Below are 26,377 nucleotides of genomic sequence, written 5' to 3' on the forward strand. Positions count from 1 at the left end.
TCGCAACGGCTCACCCAGTACCAGCGCGACGCGGCTGGGCGGCTGCGGATCAAGACCTTGCCCGACGGCCAGGCCATCGAATACCGCTACGACGAACTGGGCCGGCTGGTCCACGTCAACGACGGCAGTAACCATCCGCTGGCCTTCGAGTACGACGCCCAGGACCGGCTGGTCTGCGAGCACCAGGGCTGGGGCACCCTGCGTTATCGCTACGACGCTTGCGGGCGCCTCAACCACCTGCGCCTGCCGGACGACAGCCAGCTCGACTACCACCATGCCCCAGGTGGCGCACTGACCGCCATCGACCTCAACGGCTCGCGCCTGACCGAACACCGGTTTGACGGCGGTCGCGAACGGCAACGCCAGCAGGGCCGGCTGCTCAGTGATTACGACTACGACGAACAGGGCCGCCTCAAGGCCCAGACCGTGTGGCAGAGCCAACAGCAACAACTGTTCTGGCGCGATTATGCCTACAGCGCCAAGGGCAACCTGCAAACCCTTTCCGACAACCGAAACCGCCGCAGCTACCAGTACGACCCGCTGGATCGCCTGACCCGCATCGACTTTTCCCACAGCGAACCGTCGGAACACTTCTGCCACGACCCGGCCGGCAACCTGATGATGCAGGATCGCCCCGGCCCGACCACCCTCAAGGGCAACCGCCTGCTGAAGGAGGGCGACCGCCACTACGACTACGACGCCTTCGGCAACCTGATCCGCGAACGCCGCGGCGAGGCCCTGGTCAGCGCCTACCGCTACGACAGCCAGCACCGCCTGATTGGCGTCACCACGGCCGATGGGCGGGAAACGTCCTACCGCTACGACGCCTTCGGCCGACGCATCAGCAAGACCGTGGACGGCCTGACCACGGAGTTTTTCTGGCAAGGCGACCAGGTCGTCGCCGAAAACAGCCCGCGCCACCACCGCAGCTACGTCTACGAACCCGGCACCTTCCGCCCGTTGGCGATGCTTGATGGCGAAGGCCCGGAAAAAGCCACGCCGTTCTACTACCACCTCGACCACCTGGGCACGCCCCAGGAACTGACCAGCTACAGCGGCCAGATCGTCTGGTCGGCGCGCTACAACGGCTACGGCAAACTCACTGAACTCACGCACGGTGGCGGCGAACAGCTTGAGCAACCGCTGCGCTTCCAGGGGCAATACCACGACCTGGAAAGCGGCCTGCACTACAACCGGCACCGCTACTACAATCCCGAGACCGGCCGCTATTTGACGCCCGACCCGAGCAAGTTGGTGGGTGGGCTCAATGGGTACCGGTACACCCTGAATCCGACGGGGTGGGTGGATCCGTTGGGGTTGGTGGATTGTCCGGGGAAGGGTGGGTGTAGGCCGGCGGTTGGGGAGCAGGATCCGGCGGTTAAGGTTGGGGTGGATGAGGGGGAGCCGCGGCTGCCTAAGCCAACCGCTGCTGAGTTGGCTGAAAAAGAAGTCAGGCGTCTAGATCGGGAGCAAGGCATGCATATGGTTGGTAAGCATAGCCTTGCGGTTCCAGACCAAGTGTGGAAGCAGCGAGCCATTGATGGTACAGATCCCATTACCGGCAAAACACCTAAGAATAAAAAAGGAAATCCAAGCTCAAGATTTTCCAGCTGGGAAATGCAGCTCAAAGCTTACAAACTTGCAGTTGGTCGTAAGGAAAATGGTCTCCCAGCTTTTACGGGGCGAGATAAAAATAATAATCATATTGTCAGGATGGATCTGCCTGGAGCTGGCGAGGGCTATATTCCGAACAAGAAAGATCCATCAAATCCAACGCTTGTTTCTATGGATCGGTTTGAAATGAAAGTAGACCCGGATACGGAAATTCCATTTACGCTATTTCCAATAAAGTAGGTGTGGATATGTTTATAGATCCTGGTACTGAACTTCCATATATACCCACGCCATCATATTTTTTAGGTTGCTTTGATATATATGACAGGGAGGAGACGTTAGGTGAGGAGCTGGAAAAATATAACCCCAATAACGCAGCTGATAGAGAAGTGTTGATCACTGACTACTCTTTGAAAGGAAGGCGATCCTATAGAGAAAAATTTTTACTTTATAAATGCTTAGAAGCTGCGCTTTTGGATGGGGATTATGATTTTCAAGCTCTGCTGGAACATGATCCTTACGAGTGTTCATCGCTGCCCGATGGGTGGGATGAGATGGACAATCCGCGCGTGTTTTTTGAAGATATATACAGACTAGCCGGAGACGTATGGGCGAATGATCTTCGCAAGGCTGAAGCCGAGGATAGGTCTACTTGGTACTACATATAGGTGCTCAGGACCTTTGATCGTTCCCACGCTCTGCGTGGGAACGCATCCCGTGACGCTCTGCGTCAACCTCCAGAAGCGGAACGCGGAGCGTCCCTGGCGGCGTTCCCACGCAGGAGCGTGGGAACGATCGACAACACCGTGGGGCTGTTTAGGAGGGGGCTGCTGCGCAGCCCAGCGGGAGCAAGCTCCCTCGCCACAGGGTTAGCGCCAGGCGTTCGGGCTGTGGTGAATGGAGAATCTGCTTACACCGTCAAACCCAACGCCACCACAGACTCCCGCTCCGCCAAACCCTCCACCAAATACACACTCCCGCCCAAAATCTCCTTGGCATGATGCTTGGCCTGCGAAGCCAGCTCAGCCAACTGGCTGGCATCCAATTCCTCACAGGCCTCGGCGCGCAGGTGCACCACGCCAATCGACAATGACAACAACGCGAACTCCTGTCGAACGCCCTGTCGGTTCAACGCTGTAAAGCATCCCGCCTCCAGGTGTTCGGGGCGGTAGAAGCGGCGGCAGTGGGTCTGGAAGTCGCTGAGTAGCTGGTCCAGGCGTCTGCGCCAGTCTTCCGGGCCGAGGACCAGCAGGAAGTCGTCGCCGCCGATGTGGCCGACGAAGTCACGGCTGGGGTCGATGCGTTCGTTCAGGCATTGGGCCAGGCACAGCAGGACTTCGTCGCCGCGGCCGTAGCCGTAGATGTCGTTGAAGGGTTTGAAACTGTCGATGTCCACGTAGCAGATCACCGATTCCTGCCGTTGTTGCAGCAGGCGCGTGAGGCATTGCTGGATCGGGACGTTGCCCGGCAGCAGGGTCAGGGGGTTGGCGTAACGGGCCTGCTGGATTTTCAGTTCGGTGATGAGCTTGAGCACGTCGATCACCCGGCCCAGGCCCAGGTAGCCGCCGTTGAGGGTGATGATGAAGTCTTCTTCGATGCGTTGTCGGGCGCGGCTGGTGATCAGGCGGCTGACTTGTTGCAGCGACTGGTTCAACTCCACCGCGAGAAAGTCATCGCTCATCAAGCGGCTGATGGGTTTGCGGGCGAACAGGTCGGTGGCGAAGGGCTTGAGCAAGGCGTCCGAGAGCGAATGGCGATGGACGATGCCACAAGGCTGGTTCTGATTGTCCAGCACCGCCAGGGAGTTGAGGTTGGCCTGGCGACGAAACGCTTCCAGCACGGTGGCTGTCGGTGTGTTGTGGGCCACTGCCGGTTGTTCGTTGAGCAGCGCACTGAGGTCGTTGACCTCATCGTTCAAGGCCGCCACGCCGCTGTCCTGCTTGGGCATCAGTGCCCTGGCATCGCGTGACGGTTGTTCCTGAGGCCGGGCGAGCAGATAGCCCTGGACCAGGTCGACGCCCATTTCGATCAGCACCGCCAGTTCTTCCGGCAGTTCGATGCCCTCGGCAATCACCTGGGCGCGGGAGGCCCGGGCGATTTTCAGGATCGAGCCCACGAACTCGCGCTTGAGGGCGTCCTGATGGATGCCGTCGATGAAATGCCGGTCGATCTTCACGTAATCGGGCCGCAATTCAGACCACAGCCGCAGGCTCGAATAACCGGCACCCAGGTCGTCCAGGGCAATCGAGAAACCCATGGCCCGGTAGTGATGCAGGGCTGTTTGCAGGAGCTGGAAGTCATCGATGGGGGTTTGTTCGGTCAGTTCGATCACGACCTGGCTGGGCGCGATGCCCAGGTCCTGCAGCAGTTGCAGTGTGCGCCCGGTCTGGTGCGCGGATTCGAGCAGCGACTCGGGCGAGACGTTGAGAAACAGCTTGCCCGGTAACTTTTGCTCATTGAAGCGTTGGCAGGCGCTGCGGCGGCAGGCCAGTTCCAATTCGCTGAGGCGGCCGGCCTGGCGCGCCACGGAAAGCAGCGCAATGGGGGAGTGCAACGGGCTGTTGGAGGGGCCGCGGGTCAAGGCTTCATAACCCACGATGCGCCGTTCGGAAAGGCAGATGATCGGTTGGAACAGGCTGTGCAAACCGCTTTGAGCCAGGATCGAACTCAAGGCACTCAGCTGCTCTGTCGTGGTCATGGCAATCTCTGGCGATAAAAAAAGGACCGGGTGCGCGGCACCCAGTCCTGTATTTCACGACAGACTGATGTCAGTTTGATGACACTCCGACGAGAGTCACCATTAAATGGCCATCATTTTAGTGCTTGGCGATCGCCGTGTTGAGTTTCAGGTAATCCAGCAGGATCCGTCCGGTCTCGCTCAGGTAGGCATCGTCTTCCGGCTTGGTTTTCTCCGGCTCGGTGATCAGGTCTTCGTCTTCTTTCTTCAGCTCTTTGAGCGGTTCTTCGCCCTTGGCTTTGCGACGCAGGTTTTCCATGACCAGCTGCTTGGTCTCGATATCGGCATGCTGCGCGCGACGCTCGGCTTCGTTGAGGGTGACGGTTTTCTCCATCATCAACTTCTGCGCCAGGGCCAGCTTGTCGCGGATGAACACGAATTCCGCGTCCTGGGACGAGCGCGCATCGTGGTCGGACTTGAGTTGGGCCAGGTACGGCTTGAACGGGTCCACGGCCGGTTTGATCGCCGGCCGGATGGTGTCCCACGGCATGGCTTCGGGCAGGGCGCTTTCACCGATTTCCTTGGTGTCGATGATCGACGGGTAATCGATGTCAGGCAGCACGCCCTGGTGCTGGGTGCTCTGGCCGGAAACCCGGTAGAACTTCGCCAGGGTCAGCTTCAGTTCGCCGTGGTTGAGCGGCTGGATGGTCTGCACGGTGCCTTTGCCGAAGGTCTGGCCGCCGATGATCAGCGCACGGTGGTAGTCCTGCATGGCACCGGCGAAAATTTCCGAGGCCGACGCGGACAGGCGATTGACCAGCAAGGCCATCGGTCCCTTGTAGAACGCGCCCGGGTTTTCGTCTTCCAGCACATCCACTCGGCCATCGGCGTTACGCACGAGCACGGTTGGGCCCTTGTCGATGAACAGGCTGGTCAGCTCGGTGGCTTCCTGCAGGGAGCCGCCGCCGTTGTTGCGCAAGTCGATGACAACGCCGTCGACCTTTTCCTTCTGCAGTTCGGTCAGCAGCTTCTTGACGTCGCGGGTGGTGCTCTTGTAGTTCGGATCCCCGGCACGGAAGGCCTTGAAATCCAGGTAGAAGGCCGGGATCTCAATGATGCCGAGCTTGTAGTCCTTGCCGTCCTGCTTGAGGTTGAGGACCGATTTCTTCGCCGCTTGTTCTTCCAGCTTCACCGCTTCACGGGTGATGGCCACGACCTTGCTGGTCTGGTCGTTCGGCGCATTGCTGGCCGGGATGACTTCCAGGCGCACGACCGAGCCTTTCGGACCACGGATCAGCTTGACCACTTCGTCCAGGCGCCAGCCGACCACGTCGACCATCTCTTTGTTGCCTTGGGCGACGCCGATGATCTTGTCCGCCGGGCTGACCTGTTTGGTCTTGTCCGCCGGGCCCGCCGGGACCAGGCGCACGATTTTCACCTGGTCGTTGTCGCTCTGCAGCACCGCACCGATACCTTCCAGGGACAGGCTCATGTTGATGTCGAAATTTTCCGCGTTATCCGGCGACAGATAATTGGTGTGCGGGTCGTAGGACATGGCGAAGGTGTTGATGTACGCCTGGAAGATGTCTTCGGCGCGGGTCTGGTCCAGGCGAGCTAATTGGTTCTTGTAGCGCTTGGTCAGGGTTTCCTGGATCTGCTTGGGATCCTTGCCGGCGATCTTCATGCGCAGCACTTCGTCCTTGACGCGCTTGCGCCACAGGTCATCGAGTTCGGCTGTGCTTTTGAGCCAAGGGGCGTCCTTGCGGTCGACTTGCAAGGTTTCCTTGGTGTTGAAATCTATTTTGTCGACGCCTTTGTTCAGCTCGGCAAGGGCGTAGTCCAGACGCGACTTCACGCGGTCCAGGTAGCGCTTGTAGATGGTGAACCCGGCGTTCAGGTCGCCGCTCTTGAGGAAGTCGTCGAACTGGGTTTTCCACTTGTCGAATTCAGCGATGTCGCTGGCCAGGAAATAACTGCGCGACGGATCAAGCAGCTTCAGGTAGCTGTCGTAGATGATGACCGAGCGCGCGTCATCGAGCGGCGGCTTGCTGTAGTGATGGCGCTTGAGCAACTCGACGACGTTAAGGCTGGCAATCACCTCGTCACGATCGGGCTGAAGCTTGTCCCAGCTGTTGGCCGCGAACGTATCGTTCGACAGCGGTAACAGGCCGAGGCCAATGACTAGCGCGAGGGCGGTGCTGGGGAACAGGTGCTTCATGCTGATTCGACGCAGGGACAATTGATAACGCATATTAGGCCGTCTTTGAAGTCGCCGGTTCCATGTGGCCCGGGCGCATAATGCAAGAAAGCCCGGCGTTGAAGCAGCGGGCCCAGTCGAGACTCACTATGGAGGCACCGTGAAAGCATTGCAAGGCGTTGAAGGCCAAGTGGTATGGGCAGATGAGCCGAGCCCGGCATGTGATGTCGGGCAAGTTCGTATTCGTGTGGCAGCCGCCGGCCTGAATCGGGCCGATTTGTTGCAAAAAGCCGGGCTTTACCCGCCGCCCCCCGGCGCCAGCCAAGTGCTGGGGCTGGAGTGTGCCGGGGTGATCAGCGAGGTCGGGCCGGGCTCGTCCTGGCAGGTGGGCGACCGCGTTTGCGCCTTGCTGGCCGGCGGTGGGATGGCTGAGGAGGCGGTGGTCGATGGGCGGCATGTGCTGCCGGTCCCGGAGGGCTTGTCATTGGCCGAAGCGGCCGCGCTGCCGGAGGTCTACAGCACGGCGTGGCTGAACCTGTTCCAGCTGGCCGGGCTCAAGCCGGGTGAGAAAGTGCTGCTGCACGCTGGGGCCAGTGGCGTTGGTTCGGCCGCGATCCAGCTGTGCAAGGCCTTCGGCAACCCGTGCTGGGTCAGTGTCGGTTCGACCGAACGGCTGGCCTATTGCGAGGCCCTGGGCGCCCAGGGTGGCGTGGTGCGCACCGACGGCCTGGAGAGTTTGAACGACCTCGGTCCCTTCGATGTGATCCTCGATCCGGTGGGCGGCAACTACGCCAAACTCAACGTGAAACTTTTGTCAGTTGACGGCCGCTGGGTGTTGATCGGCCTGATGGGCGGGCGCTCGACCGAACTCGATCTGGCGCAGGTGCTGGGCAAACGCATCCAATTGCTCGGCTCGACCTTGCGCAGCCGTGACGAGCAGTTCAAGGCCGACCTGATCAGCGAGTTGGGCCAACAGGTGTGGCCGCTGTTTGCCGACAAACGCCTGAGCCCGCAACTGGCCCGGACCTTCGCCATCAAGGACGCCGAAGCAGCGTTCGCGGAGCTGGCGACCAACCAGGTGTCCGGGAAGCTGGTGTTGGTGATCGATGAAAGCCTGAGCTGATTTCGACAGCCATGTGCAACCTGTGGCAACTGTGTAGGAGCTGTGTAGGAGCTGTCGAGTGAAACGAGGCTGCGATCTTTCCCCAGACACTTGAATCTCAAGCGAAAGATCAAAAGATCGCAGGCTTCGCCAGCTCCTACAGGCCCGCGCCGACATGACTGGCTTGCACCTTCGGTCGGCAGCCCGTATCCGATGCGCGCGCCCTGCTAGCGTTAACTAATGGGGGATGGGGTAACCGCAGCTTTCATTTCACCCGCCAGGTGAAGAGGTTGATCATGGCCATCGCCGAATGGCGCATGCAGGGCGTCGAATTCATTGCCTGCAACTGCAATTGGGGCTGCCCCTGTCAATTCAATGCGCCACCGACCCATGGTCACTGCCAGGCGGTGGCGTCGATGCGAGTGGAGCACGGGTATTTCAATCAGGTAGCGCTGGACGGTTTGTGCTGGGCCGCCACCTTCGCTTGGCCAGGGGCTATCCATGAGGGCAACGGCAGTTGCCAGGTGTTCATCGATGAACGCGCCGACGAGGCGCAACGCCAGGCCCTGTTGACCATTCTTTCTGGCCTGGAGAGCGACCCCGGGGCCAACGTGTTTCAGGTGTTCAGCAGCACCATGAGTGAAGCGTTCGAACCGCTGTTCGTGCCCATCACCCTCTCCATCGATGTCGATCAGCGCTTGGCGCACCTGGACATTCCAGGCATGTTGCAGGCCAGTGGCGAACCGATCCGCAGCCCGATCGACGGCTCACCTCATCGAGTCCGCCTGTCCCTGCCCAACGGCTTCGAGTTCCTTGAGGCCGAAGTAGCCAGCGGCAGCTACCAGACGCATTCAGCCCTCAAACTACAATCCCAGGGCAGTCATAGCCACCTCGCCCACGTGCACTTCACCGGCCATGGCATAGAGCCGTAATGGCAGAACCTCAGGCGGTGACGCCGAGCAAGCGACTGACAGGCGAGCAGTGGCTGCTCCTGCTCTGCCTGCTCGCGCTGACCGCCCTGGCCTGGCTGCTGCTGTTGCGCATGGCCCACGACATGAGTGCGCCGGGCGGCATGGCTGATGCGGCAATGGGCGGCATGCTCATGCCCTGGAGCCTGGCCGATGCGCTGCTGATGTTCGCCATGTGGGTGGTGATGATGGTCGGCATGATGCTGCCCAGCGCCTTGCCCATGCTGTTGATCTACCAGCAGATGCTGCGCAAGCGCATGCCGGCACCGCAGCGACACCTGGCCCTGCTGCTGTTCTGCAGCGCCTATGTTCTGGTCTGGGCCGGTTTCGCCCTGGGCGCCACGGCGCTGCAATGGGCGCTCGAGCAACTCGCTCTGCTCAGTCCGGGGATGCACAGTACCAGCACCGCCCTGGGCGCCGGCCTGCTGCTGGTCGCAGGCGTCTATCAGTGGCTGCCAGGCAAGGCGGTCTGCCTTGAGCATTGTCGCGGGCCGCTGCATTTTCTGCTCAGCTACTGGCGCCCCGACGTGCTCGGTGGCTGGCGCATGGGGCTGGCCCATGGCGCTTATTGTGTGGGCTGCTGTTGGGCCCTGATGGGCCTGCTGTTCGTGGTCGGTGTGATGAACCTGCTCTGGGTGGCAGTGATCGGTGCCTTCATCCTGCTGGAGAAAAACCTGCCGCAGGGACTCTGGCTCAGTCGTCTCTGCGGTGTGGTGTTGCTCGGCTGGAGCCTGTGGCTGCTGCTGGGCTGAACCTGAACCTGAATCTGAACCTGAACCTGTGGGAGCTGAGCTTGCTCGCGATGGCGGTGTATCAGATAAATCAATGCCGGCTGATTCACCGCTATCGCGAGCAAGCTCGCTCCCACACGAGGCTGCTTATTTCCAGGTATGGATTGGCCACCCGGCCGATTCGGCATGGGCCTTCAATACCGGGTCCGGGTTCACCACATGCGGGTAATCGACCTTGAGCAGCAGCGGCAGGTCATTGCGCGAGTCGGAATAGAAACTTGCGCCTTCCAGGTTCTCTTCCTCGGCATCCAGCCAGTCCAGCAGCCGGGTGATCTTGCCTTCGCGGTAGGTCAGGGTGCCCACGGTCTGGCCGCTGTACACCCCATGGGTCACTTCAAGTTCGATCGCCAGGATCTCGTCGATACCCAGGCGTTCGGCAATTGGCTTGACCAAGTGCGTGCCCGAGGCCGAGATCACCAGGATCCGGTCACCGGCCTTGCGGTGTTCGGCGATGGTCTTGGTGGCGTCGCTGAAGATGATCGGTTCGATGAAGTCTTCCACCCACGGCGCCACCAGGTGCTCGATCTCCTCGGGGGTGCGACCGATCATCGGCTCCAGGCTGAAGTCCATGTACGCTTCCATGCGCAGCTTGCCGTGGCTGTAGGCGTCCATCAGCTCGTTGTTGCGCCGCATGAAGGACTCGGGATCAACCCAGCCCAGGCGTCCCATCTGTTCGCTCCAGAGGGTGGCGCAGTCGCCGTGGATCAGGGTTTCGTCCAGATCAAAAATTGCCAGGGCCATCAGCGCGTTTCCTTTTCAAAATCAGTTTCAAAATCAACAAAGCCGTCAGGCTACCTCACACAGCGCCGACGGATCGATGGAAAGTGACAACCGTGCGCCATCGGGGTGCAGGTCGGCGGCCGAACGATTGAGCACATCCACCACCAATTCCACGCCGCGGGCCTCGACCCGGTAGCGAATCACGTTGCCCAGCAGGCTGTGGCTGCGGATCAGCGCATCGGCCTCGCCATTGCGGCTCAGCTCGATGGCTTCCGGGCGGATGGCGATACGGCCACTCACCGGCCGTTGCAGCAGTTTGGTCGCGCTGTCGGCATCCAGCAGGTTGTAGTTGCCGATGAAACCGGCGGCAAAGACGTCGATTGGCGCTGTGTAAAGGGTTTCGGCATCGCCGCTTTGTACGATCTTTCCCTGGTTCATCAGGAAAATCCGGTCAGACATGGTCAGGGCTTCTTCCTGGTCGTGTGTGACGAAGATCGTGGTCAGGCCCAACTCACGCTGGATCTGTCGGATCTGTTCGCGCAGGTGCTTGCGAATCCGTGCATCCAGGGCCGACAGCGGCTCGTCCAGCAGCAACAGGCGCGGCCGGGTCACCAGGGAGCGGGCCAGGGCGACGCGCTGGCATTGGCCGCCGGACAGTTGATGGGGGTAGCGCGCGGCAAAATCATGCAGCTCCACCAGGCGCAGGATCTCCAGCACACGCTGGCGGCTGTCCGCGGCGTCGACTTTTTGCATGCGCAGGCCGAAGGCGACGTTCTGCTCCACGGTCATGTTGGGGAACAAGGCGTAGCTCTGGAAGACCATGCCGATGCCGCGTTTCTGCGGGCTCAATGGGACGATGTCTTGCCCGTCGAGGATGATCTGGCCGGCATCCACCGCGGTCAGGCCGGCAATGCAGCGCAACAGCGTGGATTTGCCGCAACCGGAAGGGCCGAGGAGTGTGACGAATTCGCCCTTGCGGATCTCGCAATTGATGTCGCTGAACACCGGCGTACCGGCGTAGCTTTTTTGCAGGTGTTGGACGCTGACGTAGCTCATTGGCTTTTGTCCTTGCTCAAGATGTTGGCCGCCCAGGTCAGGACCAGTACGAAGAGGAAGTAGGAAATCACCAGCGCACTGGTGAAGTGACCGCTGCTGTTGCGCATGTTGTTCAGGTACACCTGCAGGGTTTCATAGCGGGTGCCAACGAGGATGTTGGCAAACACGAATTCGCCGAACAGGAACGAGAAGGACAGCAGCAGCGCCACCATCAGGCCCTTGCGCAGGTTCGGCAGCACCACCAGGAATGCGGCTTGGAAGGTGCTGGCGCCGAGCAGTTGGGCGGCGTCCATCAGGTCGCGCAGGTTGATGGCTTGCAGGTTGTTGGTGATCGCCCGGTACATGAACGGCAGGGCGACGGTGAAGTAGCAGCCGATCAGGATCCATGGCGTACCGACCATCGCCAGCGGCCCGGAGCCGTAGAGTTGCAACAGCCCCACCGATGACACCACCGGCGGCACCGCGAAGGGCAGCAGGATGAGGATGTTCATCAGGGCGTCGAGCTTGGGGAAGTGGTAATGCACCACGAACAGCAACGGCAGGATCAGCACCACCGAAAGCACCAGCGCACCGACGCAGACCAGCAGCGATTGACCGAAGGCGTGGAGAAAACGCGGATCGCTCCACAACTGCACATACCATTTGAACGTGAAGCCGCTGGGCAGCACGGTGGCCGACCAACTGCTGGCGATGGAGTAGACGAGCGTGCCGGCCAGGGGCAGCAGCAGGATGGCGAACAGCAGGTACACCACCACCCGATGATAGAGCCCGACGGAGCCCGGTTCAGCGCGAGACATGGTAGCTCCTCTTGAGCAGCAACTGATGGACGATGGTGACCACGGTCATCAACGCCACCAATATCACGGCCAGGGCACTGGCCATGTTCGGGTCGAGGGAAATGTCGCCAGAGACCATGGCGGCGATGCGAATCGGCAGCACGTTGAAGTTGCCGGTGGTCAGCGCATAGACCGTGGCGTAGGCGCCGAGGGCGTTGGCCAGCAGGATCACGAAGGTGCCCAGCAGCGCCGGGGTCAGCACCGGCAAGCCGATGTGTCTCCAGAACTGCCAGCCGTTGGCGCCCAGCAGCTCGGCGGACTCGCGCCAGTCTTCGCGCAGGGCGTCGAAGGCCGGATAGAGCAGCAGCACGCCCAGGGGGATCTGGAAGTAGGTGTAGAGGATGATCAGCCCGGTTTTCGAGTACAGGTTGAAATCCTCGATGATCCCCGCCTGTTTGAGCATGATCGTGATGCTGCCGTTGAACCCGAGCAAAATGATGAAGGCGAAGGCCAGGGGCACGCCGGCGAAGTTGCTGGTCATGTTGGCGAAGGCGTTGACGAAGTTGCGCAGCCGCGAATCCACGCGGCGCAGGGAGTAGCTGCCCAGCACGGCGATGACGATGCCGAACACACTGGACCAGAAGCTGATCTCCAGGCTGTGCTGGATCGCTTGCAGGTAGAACTTGGAACTGAAGATCTTGCTGAAGTTGGCCAGGCCCCAGCCGAACTCTTCCGATTCCAGGCTGTTGACCAGCACCCAGAGCAGCGGGGCGATCTGGAACACGATGAAGAAAATCGCGAAGGGCACCAGGCACAACGCTGCCAGCCATTTGCCGCGCGTCATGGCGTTCACTTGAGTAACTCCTGGCAGTAGGGTTTGTCGTGGTCGACGCCGAGCAATTGGCAAATGGTGCCGCACAGTTCGGTCTGCCGGGGCGTGGCGGCGGGATCGAAACTGAAGCCGCTGCCCAGGACGAACAGCGGCACTTCCCGTTCTTCGGCCAGCAGGCCGTTATGGGAGCGATCGTTGTTCATGCCGTGGTCGGACGTCACCAGCACCTGGTAACCGGCGTCGAGCCAGGCTTGCAGGTAGACCGCCAGGTTGATGTCGGCGGAGCGGGCGCTGTTGCGGTATTGCGGGGTGTCGAGGCCGTGCTTGTGGCCGGCGTCGTCGATGTTCATCGGGTGCACCAGCAAAAAGTTCGGCAAGTAGCGCTGGCGCAGGTGTTCGGCGTCGGCGAACAGATGGGAATCGGGGTAATGGTCATTCCAATAGAAATGCCCGTGTTGAATCGGCAAGTCGGGGTTGTCGGTGTGACGATCGCGACCGGCCACGAAGGGTGAAACGTTATAGAGCTCGCTGACCCAGTGATACGCCGCGGCCGCCGTACTCAAGCCGGCCTGGGTGGCGTAGTGGAAAATGCTGCGCTGGTTCGACAGGCGCGAGACGTTGTTGTGCACGATCCCGCTGTCGATGGGCACGACGCCGGTGAGGATGCATTCGTAGAGCGGACGGGACAGGGCGGGCAACTCACATTCCAGTTTGTAGAGGGCCGCGCGTCCTGCGCCGACGTAAGCCTGCAAATGCCCCATGGCATGCCGGGCGACCTCATGGTTGAGACCGTCGAGCACCACCAGGATGACGTTGTGCTTCATGGGTACCGGGACTCCGGGCAGATACCAGAAAACTCGAATCCCCCAAGCTCCACTGTAAGAGCAGGCCTGTGGGAGCAAAGCTTGCTCGCGATGCTGGCGATACGGTGCTACTTCAAGACCGTGTCATCGTTTATCGCGAGCAAGCTTTGCTCCCACAGGGACTGCTCCACAGTTGGGTGCCCAGTGGATATCCGAGCGGGAGCTACCGCCTTATTGCATGTTGATGATCACTTCTTCCTGCCACTTCTGCGGCAGTGCCTTGGAAGTCTTCTCCCAAGCATCCGCGTCCTTGATCGGGGTCACGCCTTTGTACTGCTCGTTCGGCAGCAGCTTGGCCTTGACCTCTGCCGGCAGGGTCAGGTGCTCGGCGCGGATCGGACGGGCGTTGCCCTTGGCCAGGTTGATCTGGCCGGCGTCGCTGAAGATGTACTCGCGGGCCAGCTTGGCGGCGTTCGGGTGCTTGGCGTATTTATTGATGATGGTGGTGTAGCCGGAGATGACCGAGCCGTCGGACGGAATCAGCACAACGTAGTCATCCGGGTTGGCCATCTTGGCCTTGTAGCTCAGGCCGTTGAAATCCCAGACCACGCCGACTTCGACTTCACCTTTTTCCATCGTGGCGATAGTCGGGTTGGCCATGGACAGGCGTCCTTGCTTGGCGATCTCGGCGAACATCAACAGTGCCGGCTGGACGTTCTTCTCGTCGCCACCATTGGCCAGGGCGGCTGCCAGCACGCCGTTGGCGGCTTGGGCAGCGGTGCTCACGTCACCGATGGAGACTTTGTATTTGCCGGTCTTCAGGTCCGCCCACTTGGTCGGTACTTCGGAGCCGTGCAGCAGCTTCTTGTTGACGATGAACGCGATGGTGCCGGTGTAGGCCAATGCCCAGTTGCCGTCCTTGTCCTTGGCCCAGGCAGGGACTTGTTCCCAGGTACTTGGCTTGTAGGGTTGGACCACGCCCTGCTTGACCGCGATCGGGCCGAACGCCGCACCGACGTCGCCGATGTCGGCGCTGGCGTTGTCTTTCTCGGCGGCGAACTTGGCGATTTCCTGGGCCGAGCTCATGTCGGTGTCGATGTGTTTCAGGCCGTAGAGCTTGGCCAAGTCGTCCCAGGTGCCTTTCCAGTTTGCCCAGTCATCGGGCATGCCGACGCTGTTCACGGCGCCTTCCGCTTTCGCAGCGGCTTCCAACGTTTTCAGATCGGTGTCAGCGGCCATGGCGGCGGTGCACATGGCAATGGTCGAGCCTAACAGTGATGCCAGGAAAAGCTGTTTCATCCGAAGCTCCTATGGGCGTTTTCAACGCTGCGATTGCGGTTGTGTTGGTCTAGGTCAGCAATACCTGAGCCAATGTAGGCGAGCCCTGTGACATTTTGATGTCGGTTCAGGATCTCCCGGGAAATGTCAGGCTCGTGGGGGTTGGCTGCGAATTAAGCGTAGACCATGGTTAAACAGCTGATCTGCAAGGACTTGGCCGTTAATTTGCACGCTTGCAAAACGACCGTTCGGCGGCTCTGTCATCTGCCAGTCATGTGCAGTGCCTAGGCTTGCTGGACCCAGAAACGGGTCGATGAACCGTCGATCTTGCCCCGAAACAGTGCTGGTCTAGTCCAGATAGGTAACGTTGATGCGCATCGATGCAACCAAAGCGGTGACAGCCATCGGACAGGTCCTGCAAGAGCAGCTCGACCACGGGTTGCTGGCGCCCGGCAGCAAATTGCCGGCCGAGCGCAAGCTCAGTGAGTTGTTCGGGACCACGCGCATTACCGTGCGTGAGGCGTTGTTGCAGCTCGAAGCCCAGGGGCAGATTTATCGGGAGGAGCGCCGGGGCTGGTTCGTCTCGCCGCCGCGCCTGGCCTACAACCTGATGCAGCGCAGCCATTTCCACGCCATGGTCGCGGCCCAGGGGCGTGTGCCTTCTACCCAAGTGATTTCGGCGCGTCTGCAACCCGCTTCGGCGGCGGTGTGCGCCTGGTTGCAGTTGCCGGCGTTGTCCAGCGTGATCCAGATCTGCCGCGTGCGGCGTATCGACGAGCGGCTGGTGCTGTACGTCGAGCACTACCTGAACCCGCAGTATTTTCCGGACATCTTGGGGTTCGACCTCAACCAGTCCATCACCGAGCTGTACGCCCGCCATTACGACCTGCACTACGGCCGAGTGAAGTTTGAAATCGTGCCCACCTCTCTACAGCCGGAAGCGGCAGCGGCGTTGAAGGTTTCGGTGGGCAGCCCCGGGCTTCGCATTGCACGGGTCAACTATGACCAGCATCAGCGGCTGATCGATTGCGACCTGGAGTTCTGGCGACACGATGCGATCCATGTCGGCGTGGATGTGCCGGAGCAACCTGAGCCGGAACAATCGCCGACAGCCTGAGACAGGGTCAGAGCGACTCGTTGAGCTTGCTCAGGATCTTGATCACCACCGTGGCGAGGATCAACAACATGCCGATCCACATGGCAAAGACCCCGACGTTCTTGTCACGGAAGTTGAAGCCGATGGCCAGCAGGATCATGCCGGCAATGATGGGCACCAGCATGGCGTTGAACGAAGACATCGAGATCATGGCGACAGCCTTGTCGGGGAAGGATAAGGCCAGTCTAGTTGGGGTTTTGTCGGGGTGTGCTGATGTATGTCACATCGCCCTCATTCCCGAGGCAAACACTGTGTGGGAAGAAAACTGTGTGGGAGCAAGCTGTGTGGGAGCAAGCTGTGTGGGAGCAAAGCTGTGTGGGAGCAAAGCTTGCTCGCGATGAAGGCGACTCGGTCTTTCCAGAAATAGAGTCGCCTTCATCGCGGGCAAGCCTTGCTCCCACAGGGCTCATCATGCCTTCGGGGCAACTATGGCAACTCGCGAGACGCGTAGAACGCGCTCAGCACCTTCACCAGATGCGCCAGGTCATGGCTGCCGCACAGTTCGCGGATCGAATGCATGGCGAAGGTCGGCAGGCCGATGTCCACGGTACGCACGCCCAGCTGGCTGGCGGTGATCGGGCCGATGGTCGAACCGCAGCCCATGTCGCTGCGCACCACGAAGCTCTGCACCGGCACTTCTTCAGCCATGCACAGGTGGCGGAAGAACCCGGCGGTTTCGCTGTTGGTGGCGTAGCGCTGGTTGCTGTTGACCTTGATCACCGGGCCGGCGTTGAGCTTGGGGCCATGGTTGGCGTCGTGCTTGTCGGCATAGTTGGGATGCACGCCGTGGGCGTTGTCCGCTGAAACCAGCAGGGATTTCTGAATGGTGCGGACGAATTCTTCACCTTCAGGCAGCAGGCGACGCAGGGTCTGTTCCAGCATCGGACCGTCGGCGCCACAGGCCGAGCACGAGCCGACCTCCTCGTGATCGTTGCACACCAGCACGCAGGTTTCTTCGGTGTCGGCGTTCAGCAAGGCTTGCAGGCCGGCGTAGCACGACAGCAGGTTGTCCAGGCGCGCGCCGGCAATGAAATCGCCGTGCAGGCCAATGACCGCAGCGCTTTGCGTGTCATAGAAGCTCAACTCGTAATCGAGCACCACGTCGGCATTCAGGCCATGTTCGCGGGCCAGTTGATCGGTGAGCACAGCACGGAAGTCAACGCGTTCGTCACCGGCGAACTGGGCAAGGATCGGCGGCAGCTCATTCTGCGGGTTGATGGCCCAGCCCTGGTTGGCTTCGCGATTGAGGTGGATGGCCAGGTTCGGAATCGTGGCGATCGGCGCCTTGAAATCGATCAACTGGCTTTCGACCTTGCCGTCGCGACGGAAGGTCACGCGCCCGGCCAGGGACAGGTCGCGGTCGAACCACGGCGCCAGCAGCGCGCCGCCGTAGACTTCCACACCCAGTTGCCAGAACCCGTGGCGTTGCAGTTCCGGCTGCGGCTTGACCCGCAGGCAGGGGCTGTCGGTGTGGGCGCCGACCAGGCGGATGCCGTCGTGCAACGGGGAGTTGCGGCCGAGCTTGAAGGCGATGATCGAGGAGTCGTTGCGCGTGACGTAATAGCGACCGTTGGCCTCGGTGGCCCAGGTCTCGCGTTCGTCAAGACGCTGATAGCCTGCCGCCTCCAGGCGCTTGGCAAGGCTGGCGGTGGCGTGGAACGGGGTAGGGGAGGCCTTGAGAAAGTCGATCAGGCCCTGGTTCAACTCTGCGCGCATAAATAACTCCAGACAGCAATGGGCGGGAGTTTACCGTATTGGCAGCCCGCGTTGCAGAGCTGTTCTCCGTCATGGATTGTTGTGCGGCCTCGATATATCGATCAGCCCGAGGCCATGATTCGCTTGCGCAGGTGCGCCATGATCAACGTCTTGTCTTGAGCCTTGGATGGCTCCGGTAGGTGCTGCGGCCAATGCTCCAGTTGGCCGAACAGCTGTTGCCGGAGCTCCGGATTCAGCCGAAGAATCTCCCTTGATGCCGAATCCCACCAATGGTGCCGGCTAAGGTCGAAGTAAGGATTCTCTGGCGCCGCGCTGCCATACAACAGGTCGCGACCGATCTTGTTCAAGGCGCCGCGCTGACCGCGCAATTGCCATTTTATCTTCAGGCGCCGCCAGGTCGATGGGGATGGCCGGGTGCGTGGTACGTCATGGCTGCGCTCGACCAACTGCGCGCTGAAAGCCTCGCCGTGTTGGGCAAAGAAATGCGCATGCATGGTGTGGAAAAAGCGTTTCTCACCGAAGTAGTGATAAACGAATTTTTTGCTTTCTTTAACGGTCTTGGTGTGCAGCGCGAACGAAATCGCGATCTGTTCGATGGTATGGATGTCGAAGCCATCCTCGGTCCATTCATCGATCAGTCCGATGGCCTGGGCAAGCAGCGCAGCGTCGTTGTCGGTCACGCCGCATAGGCCGCTGTTGTAGAGATTGAAGCTACTGCTCGGAGTGATGCCGTGGGCGCGCAGGTGCGTCCCCAACGTTTGGTAACTCTCTCGCTTGCAGACGTAATCCCACTTGTATTCCAAGCGGTCCATCAGGTATTGCCCTGGCTCGATTTGCTTGAATAGCAGGTCGGGGTCGGCGAAAAATAGCGTGTCGGTGTCGACAAACAGGGTTTTTTCCGCCAGCTTCAGGCCTGACGCTATGGCACAGGCTTTGCGCCGATGTATGTAACCGTTGTTGCCTTGCCACTCGCTTAGCAGTTGGGGAGACAGCGCGAGTGTCTCGACCGGCCAGCCCAGGTAATCCTCAGGCCGGTCGGTCAGGATCCTGATGCTGGGAAGGGTGGATGGATTACCATGAGCAAGGGCCGTCAGGATACTGAACTTGGCCTCCTGACGATAAACGTCCTTGTCGCCGTAAATCAGATACAGCATCTGATGACGAACTTTTTTGACGGGTGTTCCCTGAAAATTAATAACCTGCATGTGAAGCCTTTATCTCCAGACAGCAATGGCCGGGAGTCTACCCTATCAATTAACGACATTGCAGGACCAATGCCGCGCCCCGGATGGGTCAGCCGAGCATAAGCCGGCCTTGCAAAAAAACCTCGCGACGTTCCTTGCGGCCCAGGTGACTGTGCTTGCTGACTTGGTACACCTCGTTGAAGTTATCCATCGACACCGTTGGCTTCTGCCTGAGAAATTCCCTCACCAGGCTGTCATAACGGGCTTCGGTGATTAGCTTGTAAATCTCACGGTGATAAAGGAAGCCGAGCTGGAAGCCAAGTGTTTCACTGAGGTATGGCGTCGACCGTGAGAAGCAATTCTCAAAATCGATGGCCTTGAGTGGCCCTTTTCCATCAGTAGGCTGCATGAGGTTGCCCACCCAGAAATCCATGTGGCTGATGTTCCTGCTCGTTAGAGAATCCAGAAGTTGGAAAGCTTTTCGGATGAATGTTTCGATTTGCCCGGGGTGTTCGGCCAACCATTTCTTGCCGTCTATGTGGTCTTCCAGCAACTGGGTAATAAGGAAGTAATCCTGAGCCAGGCCCAGTCCACTCCTTGTGTAGCCAAACCCCAGCAGCGCCGACGTCTCAATGCCTCGTTCCTCGGCATGCAGCATGTTCTGCAATTCTTCCAATGGCCAGTCGAAGCGTCCGTTGCGCTGGGGTGTACCCAAGGTGATGCGAACTTTGCTTTTAAAGCTGTCCAGGCGCTGTACCTTGGCGAACAATGATTGCTCGCTGCCTGGGATGATCGCTGTCGTGCGCGTCTCGGCACACTTGCGGCGATTGGTGATCAACTGCCGCAGCGAGTGCTCGATGTGGTGACAAGGTTTTTGCCGAAAATGTAGATCGGTATTCAAAAAACGAAAGGTGAAAGGGTAGTTCTGCTGAAGCATCGCGAGGTATGGCACGGGCATCCTGCCTGAGTGGGAAGTAGCATCATTCTAAATTCTTAATTCCAAGTGTAAATTTTTTACTGTTTTTTGTAGGAATTTTTACAGCCCAAGGCTTGCTCGTTGATTCCATAGAGCCGCTTGAGACGTCAGCCTAAAACGGCGCAGGGCACTCGAAGCGCAGGCGCTCACCGCTTTGCGGATGGGTGAAGCTCAGCATGCTGGCGTGCAGGCACAGGCGCGGCCAGGCAGCGAGGGCCTGCGGGTGGGCGTAGAGCCCGTCGCCCAGCAACGGATGACCGATGGACAGCATGTGCACGCGCAATTGATGCGAGCGCCCGGTAATCGGCGTGAGTTCGACCCGGCACCAATCGCCGCAACGTTCCAGCACGCGCCAGAAGGTCAGGGCGTGTTTGCCCTGTTCGTGGTCCACCACGTGCCGAGGTTTGGTCGGCGGGTCGTAGCGCAAGGGCAGGTCGATGCTGCCGCTGTCCAGCTCCGGTTGGCCCCAGCACAGCGCCGTGTAGGCCTTTTCGGTTTCGCGATCATGAAACTGCCGGGACAGTTCGCGATGGGTGTCCGGGTCGCGGGCCAACAGGATGATGCCGGAGGTTTCCCAGTCCAGTCGGTGCACGATTCGCGCTTCCGGATAGCCGTTTTCCTGCAGACGGGTGATCAGGCAGTCCTTGTTGTCGTCGGCCCGGCCGGGCACGGAGAGCAACAGGGTCGGCTTGTCGACCACCAGGACAGCGGCGTCCTGATGAATGATGCGGATGTTGGACAGGGGCATTGAAAACAGTCTCGTTACAAACGCCAACGGCGGCTCGGGCCCTTTTTTCCTAACCCTGTGGGAGCACAGGGTGAAGAACTTTGGGGCCCGAGCCGCCGTGGCTACCGCAGGATCTATCAGCGATCCGGCAGGGTGATGTTGAGTTCCAGGATCGAGCAGCTGCCCTGGCTTTCCAGTGCCACATGCACGTCATCGCTACCGATGTTGACGTATTTGCGGATCACTTCCACCAGTTCCTTCTGCAAGGCCGGCAGGTAGTCAGGGGTGCTGCGTTGGCCGCGTTCGTGCGCCACGATGATCTGTAGACGCTCTTTCGCGACCGAGGCGGTACTGGGCTTTTTGTTGGCACGAAAGAAGTCAAAAAGGTTCATTACCTACCTCCAAACAGGCGCTCGAAGAAACCCTTCTTCGTTACATCGAGGAAACGATGCTCCACGGTTTTGCCCAGCAGGCGATCAACGGCATCGCTGTATGCCTGGCCGGCATCGCTCTGGTCGTCGAGAATCACCGGCACGCCAGAGTTGGAAGCCTTGAGTACCGCTTGGGATTCCGGAATGACACCCAGCAGGGTGACGGCGAGGATTTCCTTGACGTCTTCGACGCCGAGCATTTCGCCATCGCTGACCCGTTGCGGGTTGTAGCGGGTCAGCAGCAGGTGTTCCTTGATCGGCTCTTCGCCCTTTTCGGCACGACGGGATTTGCTCGCCAAGAGGCCCAGCATGCGGTCGGAGTCACGGACCGACGACACTTCCGGGTTGGTCACGACAATCGCTTCGTCAGCGAAGTACATGGCCAGGTGGGCACCTTTCTCGATACCGGCCGGGGAGTCGCACACCACGAACTCGAAGTCTTCCTTGAGTTGCATCAGCACTTTTTCCACGCCTTCCTGGGTCAGCGCGTCTTTGTCGCGGGTCTGACTGGCGGCCAGCACGTAGAGGTTCTCAAGGCGCTTGTCCTTGATCAGGGCTTGTTGCAGGTTCGCTTCGCCATTGACTACGTTGACGAAGTCATAGACCACGCGACGCTCGCACCCCATGATCAGGTCCAGGTTACGCAGGCCGACGTCGAAGTCGACGATGACTGTCTTGTGGCCGCGCAGAGCGAGGCCGGTACCGATAGCGGCGCTGGTGGTGGTCTTACCCACACCACCCTTGCCGGATGTAACCACGAGAATCTTGGCCAAGGTGTTTCACCCCTAAGGAAAAAGGACTTTGTCAGTCCCTGAAAAACATCTCTGGAAAACGGCTGCAATTGGACAGGCTTGGCTGGAATCGGATGTCGGGCGGGGTTTACCTCCGGTAAACACTGCCTGATCCTTTTTCCTACGTCGTTTAAGCCGTTTTCGCTCGTTTTAGAGATGCTTGGAAAATGCGGCAGTATCCGTTAAAGCCGAATGATGTTCAACACGTCGCCCGACAGGCTGATCTGAACGCCGGCCCCCCACAACGGATCGCGGCGCAAATCCTCGGAGACCTTGTATTGTCCGGCGATGGAGACCAGTTCAGCGCTCAATTGCTGACAGAAGATCCTGGCTTTCGTATCCCCCTTGACGCCGGCCAGCGCTCGACCGCGCATCGGGCCGTATACATGGATGTTGCCATCGGCCAGAAGTTCCGCCCCCGGACTGACCGAGGACACGATGACCAGATCGCCACCCTGGGCATAGATCTGCTGCCCGCCGCGCACTGGCGAAGTGATGACGCGCGTCGGCCTGATGGTGGGCTCCGGTGGTTTTTCCGGGGCTTTCTTCGCTTCGACCGGGCTCAGCTCAAGCACGCGCTCCCGGGCGCCGGACGGCGGCAGCACCGGAATGTCCACGGCGATGGCAGCGGCGATGTCTTCGATGCGGCTGGCACGGATCGCCAGCGTGCGCAGACCGTGCTGGCGGCAAACGCGCATCAGGCCTGGCAGATCCACCGCGCCTTCGCCGGCCGGCAGTTTGTCCAGGGCCAGCACCAGTGGGGCGTTGCTGAAAAAATTCGGGGCCTGGGCGACTTTCGCCGCCAGTTGCCGGTCAAGGCTGTCCAGGTCGTTGCGGGCCAGCTCCAGCACCGTAATGGCGAGCATGCTGCCCTTCAGCTGGAACACGGGATCTTGGTCTAGCGGTTCGGTTTGGCTCATGGTCGGCGTACAACGGCTTGTCACTAAAAGTGCCGAGACTTATAACGAGATCGTCCGCCAGCCGCAACCCGGGTCGAACAATGTAGAATGCGCGGCCCATGTCTTAATGGAAGCTGTAATGGATCGCCCGCGTTTTCGAACTGCATTTTTTCATCCGCGTTTCTGGCTGCTGTGGTGCGGCCTGGGGCTGTTGTGGCTGATCGTCCAGTTGCCTTATCCGTTACTGCTGCGGGTCGGACGTGCATTGGGTGCGCTGATGTACCGGGTGGCCGGCGACCGACGGCGCATCGCCCGTCGCAACCTGGAACTGTGTTTCCCGCAAAAGTCCGCTGCCGAGCGCAAGCGGCTGCTCAAGGATAACTTTGCCTCCACCGGCATCGCCTTTTTCGAAATGGCGATGAGTTGGTGGTGGTCGCGTTCGCGGCTGGCGAAACTGGCCCATGTCGAAGGGCTGGAGCACCTCAAGCAGGCCCAGCGCGAGGGCAAGGGCGTGATCCTGATGGCGCTGCATTTCACCACGCTGGAAATCGGCGCGGCCTTGCTCGGCCAGCAGCACACCATCGACGGCATGTACCGCGAACACAAGAACCCGCTGTTCGACTACATCCAGCGCCGGGGCCGCGAGCGGCATAACCTCGATTCCCTGGCGGTGGAGCGTGACGACGTGCGCGGCATGCTCAAGCTGCTGCGGGCCGGGCGGGCGATCTGGTATGCGCCGGACCAGGATTACGGCGCCAAGCAAAGCGTGTTCGTACCGCTGTTCGGCGTTCAGGCCGCGACGGTCACCGCTACCAGCAAGTTCGCCCGCCTGGGCAAGGCGCTGGTGGTGCCCTTCATTCAGGAACGCCTGGCCGACGGCAGTGGTTATCGCCTGGTGATCCAGGCCCCGCTGACGGATTTCCCAGGCGAGACCGAGGAAGCCGATTGCATCCGCATCAACCAGTGGGTCGAGCAGTCGGTGAGTGATTGTCCCGAGCAATACCTTTGGGCGCATCGGCGCTTCAAGAGTCGTCCGCCGGGCGAGCCCAAGCTGTACGACAAGCGCGATTGAGCCAGCAGTCCGCCATTTTTCAGCAGCACCTTGAGCACGGAGCATTGCGATGACCCCAGCTGAACCGGTTACAGGTTTGATTCTTTCCGGCGGCGGGGCTCGAGCGGCGTATCAGGTAGGCGTACTGGCGGCCATCGCCGAATTGTTGCCGGACGGGGCGCGAAATCCGTTTCCGGTGATCGTCGGCACGTCGGCGGGGGCGATCAACGCGGTCAGCCTGGCGAGCGGGGCGATGGACTTCAAGACCGCCATCGAGCGGCTGACGGCGTTCTGGCAAACGGTGCGCAGCCATCAGGTCATGCGCAGCGACTGGCGGGGCGTTATTGCCCAGGCCAGGCGTTTCATCATTCATAGCCTGCTGGGCCTGGGGCACAAGTTGCCGGTGGCGCTGATCGACAGTTCGCCGTTGCGCGAACTGCTCCAGGCCCAATTCCATGCCTCGGGCATCGAGCAGGCCATCGCCGAGCAGCAATTGCGGGCGGTGGCGGTGACGGCGTTCGGTTATGAGTCCGGCCAGGCCGTCACCTTCTATCAGGGGCGCGGGACCATTGATGCCTGGCTGCGCCACCGGCGTATTGGTGTGCCGACGCAGTTGTCGGTGGAGCACCTGTTGGCCAGCTCGGCGATTCCGTTGCTGTTCGCGCCGGTCAGGATCGGCCCGCAATACTTCGGTGACGGCGCGGTGCGGCAGTCGGCGCCCATCAGCCCGGCGTTGCACCTGGGGGCCAATCGCGTGCTGGTGATCGGCGTCAGCGGCAACCCCCGTGGCGCCGGCGGGCAGGATCCCTCCGAGCGCAGCTACACCGGTCTGCAACCGACCCTGGCGCAGATCGGCGGCCATATGCTCAACAGCACATTCATTGACAGCCTGGAAAGCGACATCGAGTTGCTTGAGCGCCTGAACGGTTTCAGTCACCTGCTGCCTGATGACGTACCGGCCCACGCCCTCGGCGCGGCACCAGTAGATGTGCTGGTGATCTCACCCAGCCAGCCGATCGACGAAATCGCCGCCCGCCATCGCCAGGAGCTGCCCCGTGCGTTGCGGTTATTCTTGCGCGGGCCGGGCGCGACCAAGACCAGCGGCGCGGGGGTGCTGAGCTACTTGCTGTTCGAGGCGGGGTATTGCAGCGAACTGATCGAGCTGGGACGCCAGGATGCGTTGGCGCAGCGTGAGGCGTTGAGTCGGTTTTTGGGGTTGGCTTAGGAGTGATGTCAGCAGGTTCACCGCAATCGCGAGCAGGCTCGCTCCCACAGTAGATCTTCAGTGGACACAAAATCTGTGTACGACATAAATCCACTGTGGGAGCGAGCCTGCTCGCGATGACGGCGGCACATCCAGCATCGACTCAGGCTGACCCACCGCTATCGCGAGCAAGCCCGCTCCCACAAAAGCTGTGCGGTGACTTCTGGATCCCAATGAATCAGATCAGAAATGATACTTCAGCAAGAAGCTGGTATTGCTCTGGTTGGTCTTGAACCCGTCGCTGTCTTCGATCCCGTACTTGTTCTTCCAGTAGTCATATTCCACCCCGACATACAACTGCTTGGCGCCGAGCTTCAACGCCTTGCCCAGGTCATATTTGATCTGCGGGTTGATGTGCAGGTTGGCGTGGTAGGTGCCCTTGGAGTTGGTGTCGTTGTCCACCACCCAGTCGATGAAACCGTCGATCAGGATGTCGGATGAACCCACCGGGAGGGTGTAGGCCCAGGTCGGGGTGATCTGCCAGACATTGTCGCCGGCGCGTGGGCCTTCGGTCTGGCGGTTGTAGAAGTTCAGCTGGAAGTAGTCGAAGCCGGGAATCGCCAGGTCGAAGCCCGGGCCGATCAGGTAGGACTCGTTGTCGCCTTCGCCGAACTCATACGTCATGGCCAGCAGCACATCCTTGATCGGGCCCAGCTCCAGCTTCTGGTCGAAGATCTTGCCGAACGACAGGCGTGGGCTGAACTCGCCGTAGTAGGTGTTCGGGCCGGACTGGCTGTCGTCCTGGCCGTTATAGAAGATCCGATCGAGGAAGAAGAAGTTGTCCCCGTATTTCCAGGCGTCGGCGTGTTCGAAGGTCACGGTCTGCTGGATGCGCGGGTTGACCTGGAAATCCTTGCCGTAGAGGTAGGTGAGACTGTTGTTCTGCCACTGGAACAGGTCATCGGCCATCGCTTGGCCCCCGGCCAGCAAGGATCCCGCGAGTATCAGGCTGGTGCACGTACGTTTCATTCGGTTTGCTCCCAAAGGTAAGTGGTACCGCTTTTTTTTCAGGTCAGCGCTCTGGTGTGGCGCCTTTTTCCATGGATGAAAAAACATCCGTTCGGTCAGCTTTTTGAGCGTGGCGAATGCTGATAGCAAGAGCTGAGCCAAGGCCGGGGGAAACCCGGAAAAAGACTCATCCAGCTGTTTGGAACAGTCGAAAGAGATGTGTTCAGAAGGGCGCTTATTCTATCCGCCGACGCCTGGATAAGTTGGCGGGGCGGTCAAGATCGGAGGGGGTTTTTGTGTCGGCCGGTTTCGAACGGCCGCGCAGGATACGGGCATGTATCGCTGGGCTCAAGTGCCCTGCAACGGCGCATCCGGGGCGAATTTGGGGCGTGATGGCGGGGCTGGATCATCGGGTGCTTT

25 protein-coding genes are annotated in these 26,377 nt (G+C 60.3%); 8 read left to right on the forward strand and 17 right to left on the reverse strand.

What is annotated here, in order from left to right; all coding sequences use genetic code 11:
• Window positions 1–1,854: RHS repeat domain-containing protein (locus tag CFII68_RS04595; RefSeq protein WP_018612449.1), on the forward strand; the 1,854-nt coding region annotated here is incomplete at its 5' end.
• A gap of 8 nt (window positions 1,855–1,862) precedes the next feature.
• Window positions 1,863–2,282, forward strand: coding sequence for a hypothetical protein (locus CFII68_RS27190; RefSeq protein WP_018612451.1), 420 nt, complete (start codon window positions 1,863–1,865; stop codon window positions 2,280–2,282).
• A 242-nt stretch (window positions 2,283–2,524) separates the two neighbouring features.
• Here the strand turns inward: CFII68_RS27190 and CFII68_RS04590 are convergent, their stop codons facing one another.
• Window positions 2,525–4,312, reverse strand: a complete 1,788-nt coding sequence (locus tag CFII68_RS04590) for a bifunctional diguanylate cyclase/phosphodiesterase (protein WP_018612452.1) — start codon at window positions 4,310–4,312, stop codon at window positions 2,525–2,527.
• Between the two features lie 118 nt (window positions 4,313–4,430).
• On the reverse strand, window positions 4,431–6,509 hold the full coding sequence (locus CFII68_RS04585) for a carboxy terminal-processing peptidase (protein ID WP_177325058.1): 2,079 nt from the start codon (window positions 6,507–6,509) through the stop codon (window positions 4,431–4,433).
• Window positions 6,510–6,648: 139 nt separating this feature from the next.
• Here CFII68_RS04585 and CFII68_RS04580 point away from each other — a divergent pair, with 139 nt between their 5' ends.
• The 3 genes from CFII68_RS04580 (at window position 6,649) to CFII68_RS04570 (ending at window position 9,310) form a co-directional block, all read left to right on the forward strand.
• Window positions 6,649–7,611: a zinc-binding dehydrogenase gene (locus CFII68_RS04580; protein WP_018612456.1), complete on the forward strand. Its 963-nt coding sequence runs from the start codon at window positions 6,649–6,651 to the stop codon at window positions 7,609–7,611.
• Window positions 7,612–7,886: 275 nt separating this feature from the next.
• Window positions 7,887–8,522 (forward strand): DUF1326 domain-containing protein, encoded by a 636-nt coding sequence (locus CFII68_RS04575; protein WP_018612458.1) that lies wholly within the window; start codon window positions 7,887–7,889, stop codon window positions 8,520–8,522.
• A complete protein-coding gene (locus tag CFII68_RS04570; protein ID WP_018612460.1) occupies window positions 8,522–9,310 on the forward strand; it encodes a DUF2182 domain-containing protein in 789 nt (262 codons plus the stop codon). Before CFII68_RS04575 ends, CFII68_RS04570 begins: the two co-directional genes overlap by 1 nt.
• A gap of 126 nt (window positions 9,311–9,436) precedes the next feature.
• On the opposite strand, the gene CFII68_RS04565 is transcribed toward CFII68_RS04570, so the two are convergent.
• The 6 genes from CFII68_RS04565 to CFII68_RS04540 form a co-directional block, all read right to left on the reverse strand.
• A complete protein-coding gene (locus tag CFII68_RS04565; RefSeq protein WP_014339694.1) occupies window positions 9,437–10,090 on the reverse strand; it encodes an HAD family phosphatase in 654 nt (217 codons plus the stop codon).
• 45 nt (window positions 10,091–10,135) lie between these two features.
• Window positions 10,136–11,125, reverse strand: coding sequence for an ABC transporter ATP-binding protein (locus tag CFII68_RS04560; protein ID WP_018612462.1), 990 nt, complete (start codon window positions 11,123–11,125; stop codon window positions 10,136–10,138).
• Window positions 11,122–11,922 (reverse strand): ABC transporter permease, encoded by an 801-nt coding sequence (locus CFII68_RS04555; protein ID WP_018612464.1) that lies wholly within the window; start codon window positions 11,920–11,922, stop codon window positions 11,122–11,124. The genes CFII68_RS04560 and CFII68_RS04555 overlap by 4 nt, the downstream gene beginning before the upstream one ends.
• On the reverse strand, window positions 11,909–12,745 hold the full coding sequence (locus CFII68_RS04550; RefSeq protein ID WP_161798371.1) for an ABC transporter permease subunit: 837 nt from the start codon (window positions 12,743–12,745) through the stop codon (window positions 11,909–11,911). Before CFII68_RS04550 ends, CFII68_RS04555 begins: the two co-directional genes overlap by 14 nt.
• Window positions 12,746–12,750: 5 nt before the next feature.
• A complete protein-coding gene (locus tag CFII68_RS04545) occupies window positions 12,751–13,557 on the reverse strand; it encodes an alkaline phosphatase family protein (protein WP_018612465.1) in 807 nt (268 codons plus the stop codon).
• Window positions 13,558–13,767: 210 nt separating this feature from the next.
• Window positions 13,768–14,835, reverse strand: coding sequence for an ABC transporter substrate-binding protein (locus CFII68_RS04540; protein ID WP_018612467.1), 1,068 nt, complete (start codon window positions 14,833–14,835; stop codon window positions 13,768–13,770).
• Window positions 14,836–15,184: 349 nt separating this feature from the next.
• On the opposite strand from CFII68_RS04540, the gene CFII68_RS04535 reads away from it, so the two are divergent.
• Window positions 15,185–15,931 (forward strand): UTRA domain-containing protein, encoded by a 747-nt coding sequence (locus CFII68_RS04535; protein ID WP_018612469.1) that lies wholly within the window; start codon window positions 15,185–15,187, stop codon window positions 15,929–15,931.
• Window positions 15,932–15,938: 7 nt separating this feature from the next.
• Here CFII68_RS04535 and CFII68_RS04530 read toward each other — a convergent pair whose 3' ends face one another.
• From CFII68_RS04530 to minC, 8 genes are all read right to left on the reverse strand, one after another.
• On the reverse strand, window positions 15,939–16,121 hold the full coding sequence (locus tag CFII68_RS04530) for a hypothetical protein (protein WP_014339687.1): 183 nt from the start codon (window positions 16,119–16,121) through the stop codon (window positions 15,939–15,941).
• Window positions 16,122–16,396: 275 nt separating this feature from the next.
• Window positions 16,397–17,686: a M18 family aminopeptidase gene (locus CFII68_RS04525; RefSeq protein WP_014339686.1), complete on the reverse strand. Its 1,290-nt coding sequence runs from the start codon at window positions 17,684–17,686 to the stop codon at window positions 16,397–16,399.
• Window positions 17,687–17,787: 101 nt separating this feature from the next.
• On the reverse strand, window positions 17,788–18,891 hold the full coding sequence (locus CFII68_RS04520; RefSeq protein ID WP_033062870.1) for a hypothetical protein: 1,104 nt from the start codon (window positions 18,889–18,891) through the stop codon (window positions 17,788–17,790).
• An 88-nt stretch (window positions 18,892–18,979) separates the two neighbouring features.
• Entirely contained in the window at window positions 18,980–19,828 is an 849-nt protein-coding gene (locus tag CFII68_RS04515; protein WP_018612474.1) for a hypothetical protein, read from the reverse strand.
• 130 nt (window positions 19,829–19,958) lie between these two features.
• Complete coding sequence (locus CFII68_RS04510; protein ID WP_018612476.1) at window positions 19,959–20,594, reverse strand: RluA family pseudouridine synthase; 636 nt, start codon at window positions 20,592–20,594, stop codon at window positions 19,959–19,961.
• A gap of 116 nt (window positions 20,595–20,710) precedes the next feature.
• Window positions 20,711–20,965, reverse strand: a complete 255-nt coding sequence (gene minE, locus CFII68_RS04505) for a cell division topological specificity factor MinE (protein WP_003179111.1) — start codon at window positions 20,963–20,965, stop codon at window positions 20,711–20,713.
• Window positions 20,965–21,777: a septum site-determining protein MinD gene (gene minD / locus CFII68_RS04500; protein ID WP_003179114.1), complete on the reverse strand. Its 813-nt coding sequence runs from the start codon at window positions 21,775–21,777 to the stop codon at window positions 20,965–20,967. The genes minE and minD overlap by 1 nt, the downstream gene beginning before the upstream one ends.
• 200 nt (window positions 21,778–21,977) lie before the next feature.
• Window positions 21,978–22,715 (reverse strand): septum site-determining protein MinC, encoded by a 738-nt coding sequence (gene minC, locus CFII68_RS04495; RefSeq protein ID WP_018612479.1) that lies wholly within the window; start codon window positions 22,713–22,715, stop codon window positions 21,978–21,980.
• 118 nt (window positions 22,716–22,833) lie between these two features.
• On the opposite strand from minC, the gene CFII68_RS04490 reads away from it, so the two are divergent.
• Window positions 22,834–23,766 carry a lipid A biosynthesis lauroyl acyltransferase gene (locus tag CFII68_RS04490; protein ID WP_018612481.1) on the forward strand — a complete coding sequence of 311 codons (933 nt, stop codon included), beginning with the start codon at window positions 22,834–22,836 and terminating at the stop codon, window positions 23,764–23,766.
• Window positions 23,767–23,815: 49 nt separating this feature from the next.
• Window positions 23,816–24,970 carry a patatin-like phospholipase family protein gene (locus tag CFII68_RS04485; RefSeq protein WP_018612483.1) on the forward strand — a complete coding sequence of 385 codons (1,155 nt, stop codon included), beginning with the start codon at window positions 23,816–23,818 and terminating at the stop codon, window positions 24,968–24,970.
• 222 nt (window positions 24,971–25,192) lie between these two features.
• Here the strand turns inward: CFII68_RS04485 and CFII68_RS04480 are convergent, their stop codons facing one another.
• A complete protein-coding gene (locus tag CFII68_RS04480; protein WP_018612491.1) occupies window positions 25,193–25,978 on the reverse strand; it encodes an outer membrane protein OmpK in 786 nt (261 codons plus the stop codon).
• Window positions 25,979–26,377: the final 399 nt, after the last annotated feature.

Origin of the sequence: Pseudomonas sp. CFII68 (genome assembly GCF_000416195.1) — a bacterium.
In the GTDB taxonomy this organism is placed as follows: Bacteria; Pseudomonadota; Gammaproteobacteria; order Pseudomonadales; family Pseudomonadaceae; genus Aquipseudomonas; species Aquipseudomonas kilonensis.

What these genes read in the sequence shown, in the direction of transcription:
- CFII68_RS04510 (WP_018612476.1), bottom strand. Translation starts at nt 20,594, where the DNA reads ATGCCCCTGTCCAACATCCGCATCATTCATCAGGACGCCGCTGTCCTG.
- CFII68_RS27190 (WP_018612451.1), top strand. Translation starts at nt 1,863, where the DNA reads ATGTTTATAGATCCTGGTACTGAACTTCCATATATACCCACGCCATCA.
- CFII68_RS04565 (WP_014339694.1), bottom strand. Translation starts at nt 10,090, where the DNA reads ATGGCCCTGGCAATTTTTGATCTGGACGAAACCCTGATCCACGGCGAC.
- CFII68_RS04555 (WP_018612464.1), bottom strand. Translation starts at nt 11,922, where the DNA reads ATGTCTCGCGCTGAACCGGGCTCCGTCGGGCTCTATCATCGGGTGGTG.
- CFII68_RS04485 (WP_018612483.1), top strand. Translation starts at nt 23,816, where the DNA reads ATGACCCCAGCTGAACCGGTTACAGGTTTGATTCTTTCCGGCGGCGGG.
- CFII68_RS04590 (WP_018612452.1), bottom strand. Translation starts at nt 4,312, where the DNA reads ATGACCACGACAGAGCAGCTGAGTGCCTTGAGTTCGATCCTGGCTCAA.
- CFII68_RS04545 (WP_018612465.1), bottom strand. Translation starts at nt 13,557, where the DNA reads ATGAAGCACAACGTCATCCTGGTGGTGCTCGACGGTCTCAACCATGAG.
- minE (WP_003179111.1), bottom strand. Translation starts at nt 20,965, where the DNA reads ATGAACCTTTTTGACTTCTTTCGTGCCAACAAAAAGCCCAGTACCGCC.
- CFII68_RS04490 (WP_018612481.1), top strand. Translation starts at nt 22,834, where the DNA reads ATGGATCGCCCGCGTTTTCGAACTGCATTTTTTCATCCGCGTTTCTGG.
- CFII68_RS04585 (WP_177325058.1), bottom strand. Translation starts at nt 6,509, where the DNA reads ATGAAGCACCTGTTCCCCAGCACCGCCCTCGCGCTAGTCATTGGCCTC.
- minC (WP_018612479.1), bottom strand. Translation starts at nt 22,715, where the DNA reads ATGAGCCAAACCGAACCGCTAGACCAAGATCCCGTGTTCCAGCTGAAG.
- CFII68_RS04515 (WP_018612474.1), bottom strand. Translation starts at nt 19,828, where the DNA reads ATGCCCGTGCCATACCTCGCGATGCTTCAGCAGAACTACCCTTTCACC.
- CFII68_RS04480 (WP_018612491.1), bottom strand. Translation starts at nt 25,978, where the DNA reads ATGAAACGTACGTGCACCAGCCTGATACTCGCGGGATCCTTGCTGGCC.
- CFII68_RS04575 (WP_018612458.1), top strand. Translation starts at nt 7,887, where the DNA reads ATGGCCATCGCCGAATGGCGCATGCAGGGCGTCGAATTCATTGCCTGC.
- CFII68_RS04520 (WP_033062870.1), bottom strand. Translation starts at nt 18,891, where the DNA reads ATGCAGGTTATTAATTTTCAGGGAACACCCGTCAAAAAAGTTCGTCAT.
- CFII68_RS04550 (WP_161798371.1), bottom strand. Translation starts at nt 12,745, where the DNA reads ATGACGCGCGGCAAATGGCTGGCAGCGTTGTGCCTGGTGCCCTTCGCG.
- CFII68_RS04535 (WP_018612469.1), top strand. Translation starts at nt 15,185, where the DNA reads ATGCGCATCGATGCAACCAAAGCGGTGACAGCCATCGGACAGGTCCTG.
- CFII68_RS04560 (WP_018612462.1), bottom strand. Translation starts at nt 11,125, where the DNA reads ATGAGCTACGTCAGCGTCCAACACCTGCAAAAAAGCTACGCCGGTACG.
- CFII68_RS04525 (WP_014339686.1), bottom strand. Translation starts at nt 17,686, where the DNA reads ATGCGCGCAGAGTTGAACCAGGGCCTGATCGACTTTCTCAAGGCCTCC.
- CFII68_RS04530 (WP_014339687.1), bottom strand. Translation starts at nt 16,121, where the DNA reads ATGATCTCGATGTCTTCGTTCAACGCCATGCTGGTGCCCATCATTGCC.
- CFII68_RS04540 (WP_018612467.1), bottom strand. Translation starts at nt 14,835, where the DNA reads ATGAAACAGCTTTTCCTGGCATCACTGTTAGGCTCGACCATTGCCATG.
- CFII68_RS04570 (WP_018612460.1), top strand. Translation starts at nt 8,522, where the DNA reads ATGGCAGAACCTCAGGCGGTGACGCCGAGCAAGCGACTGACAGGCGAG.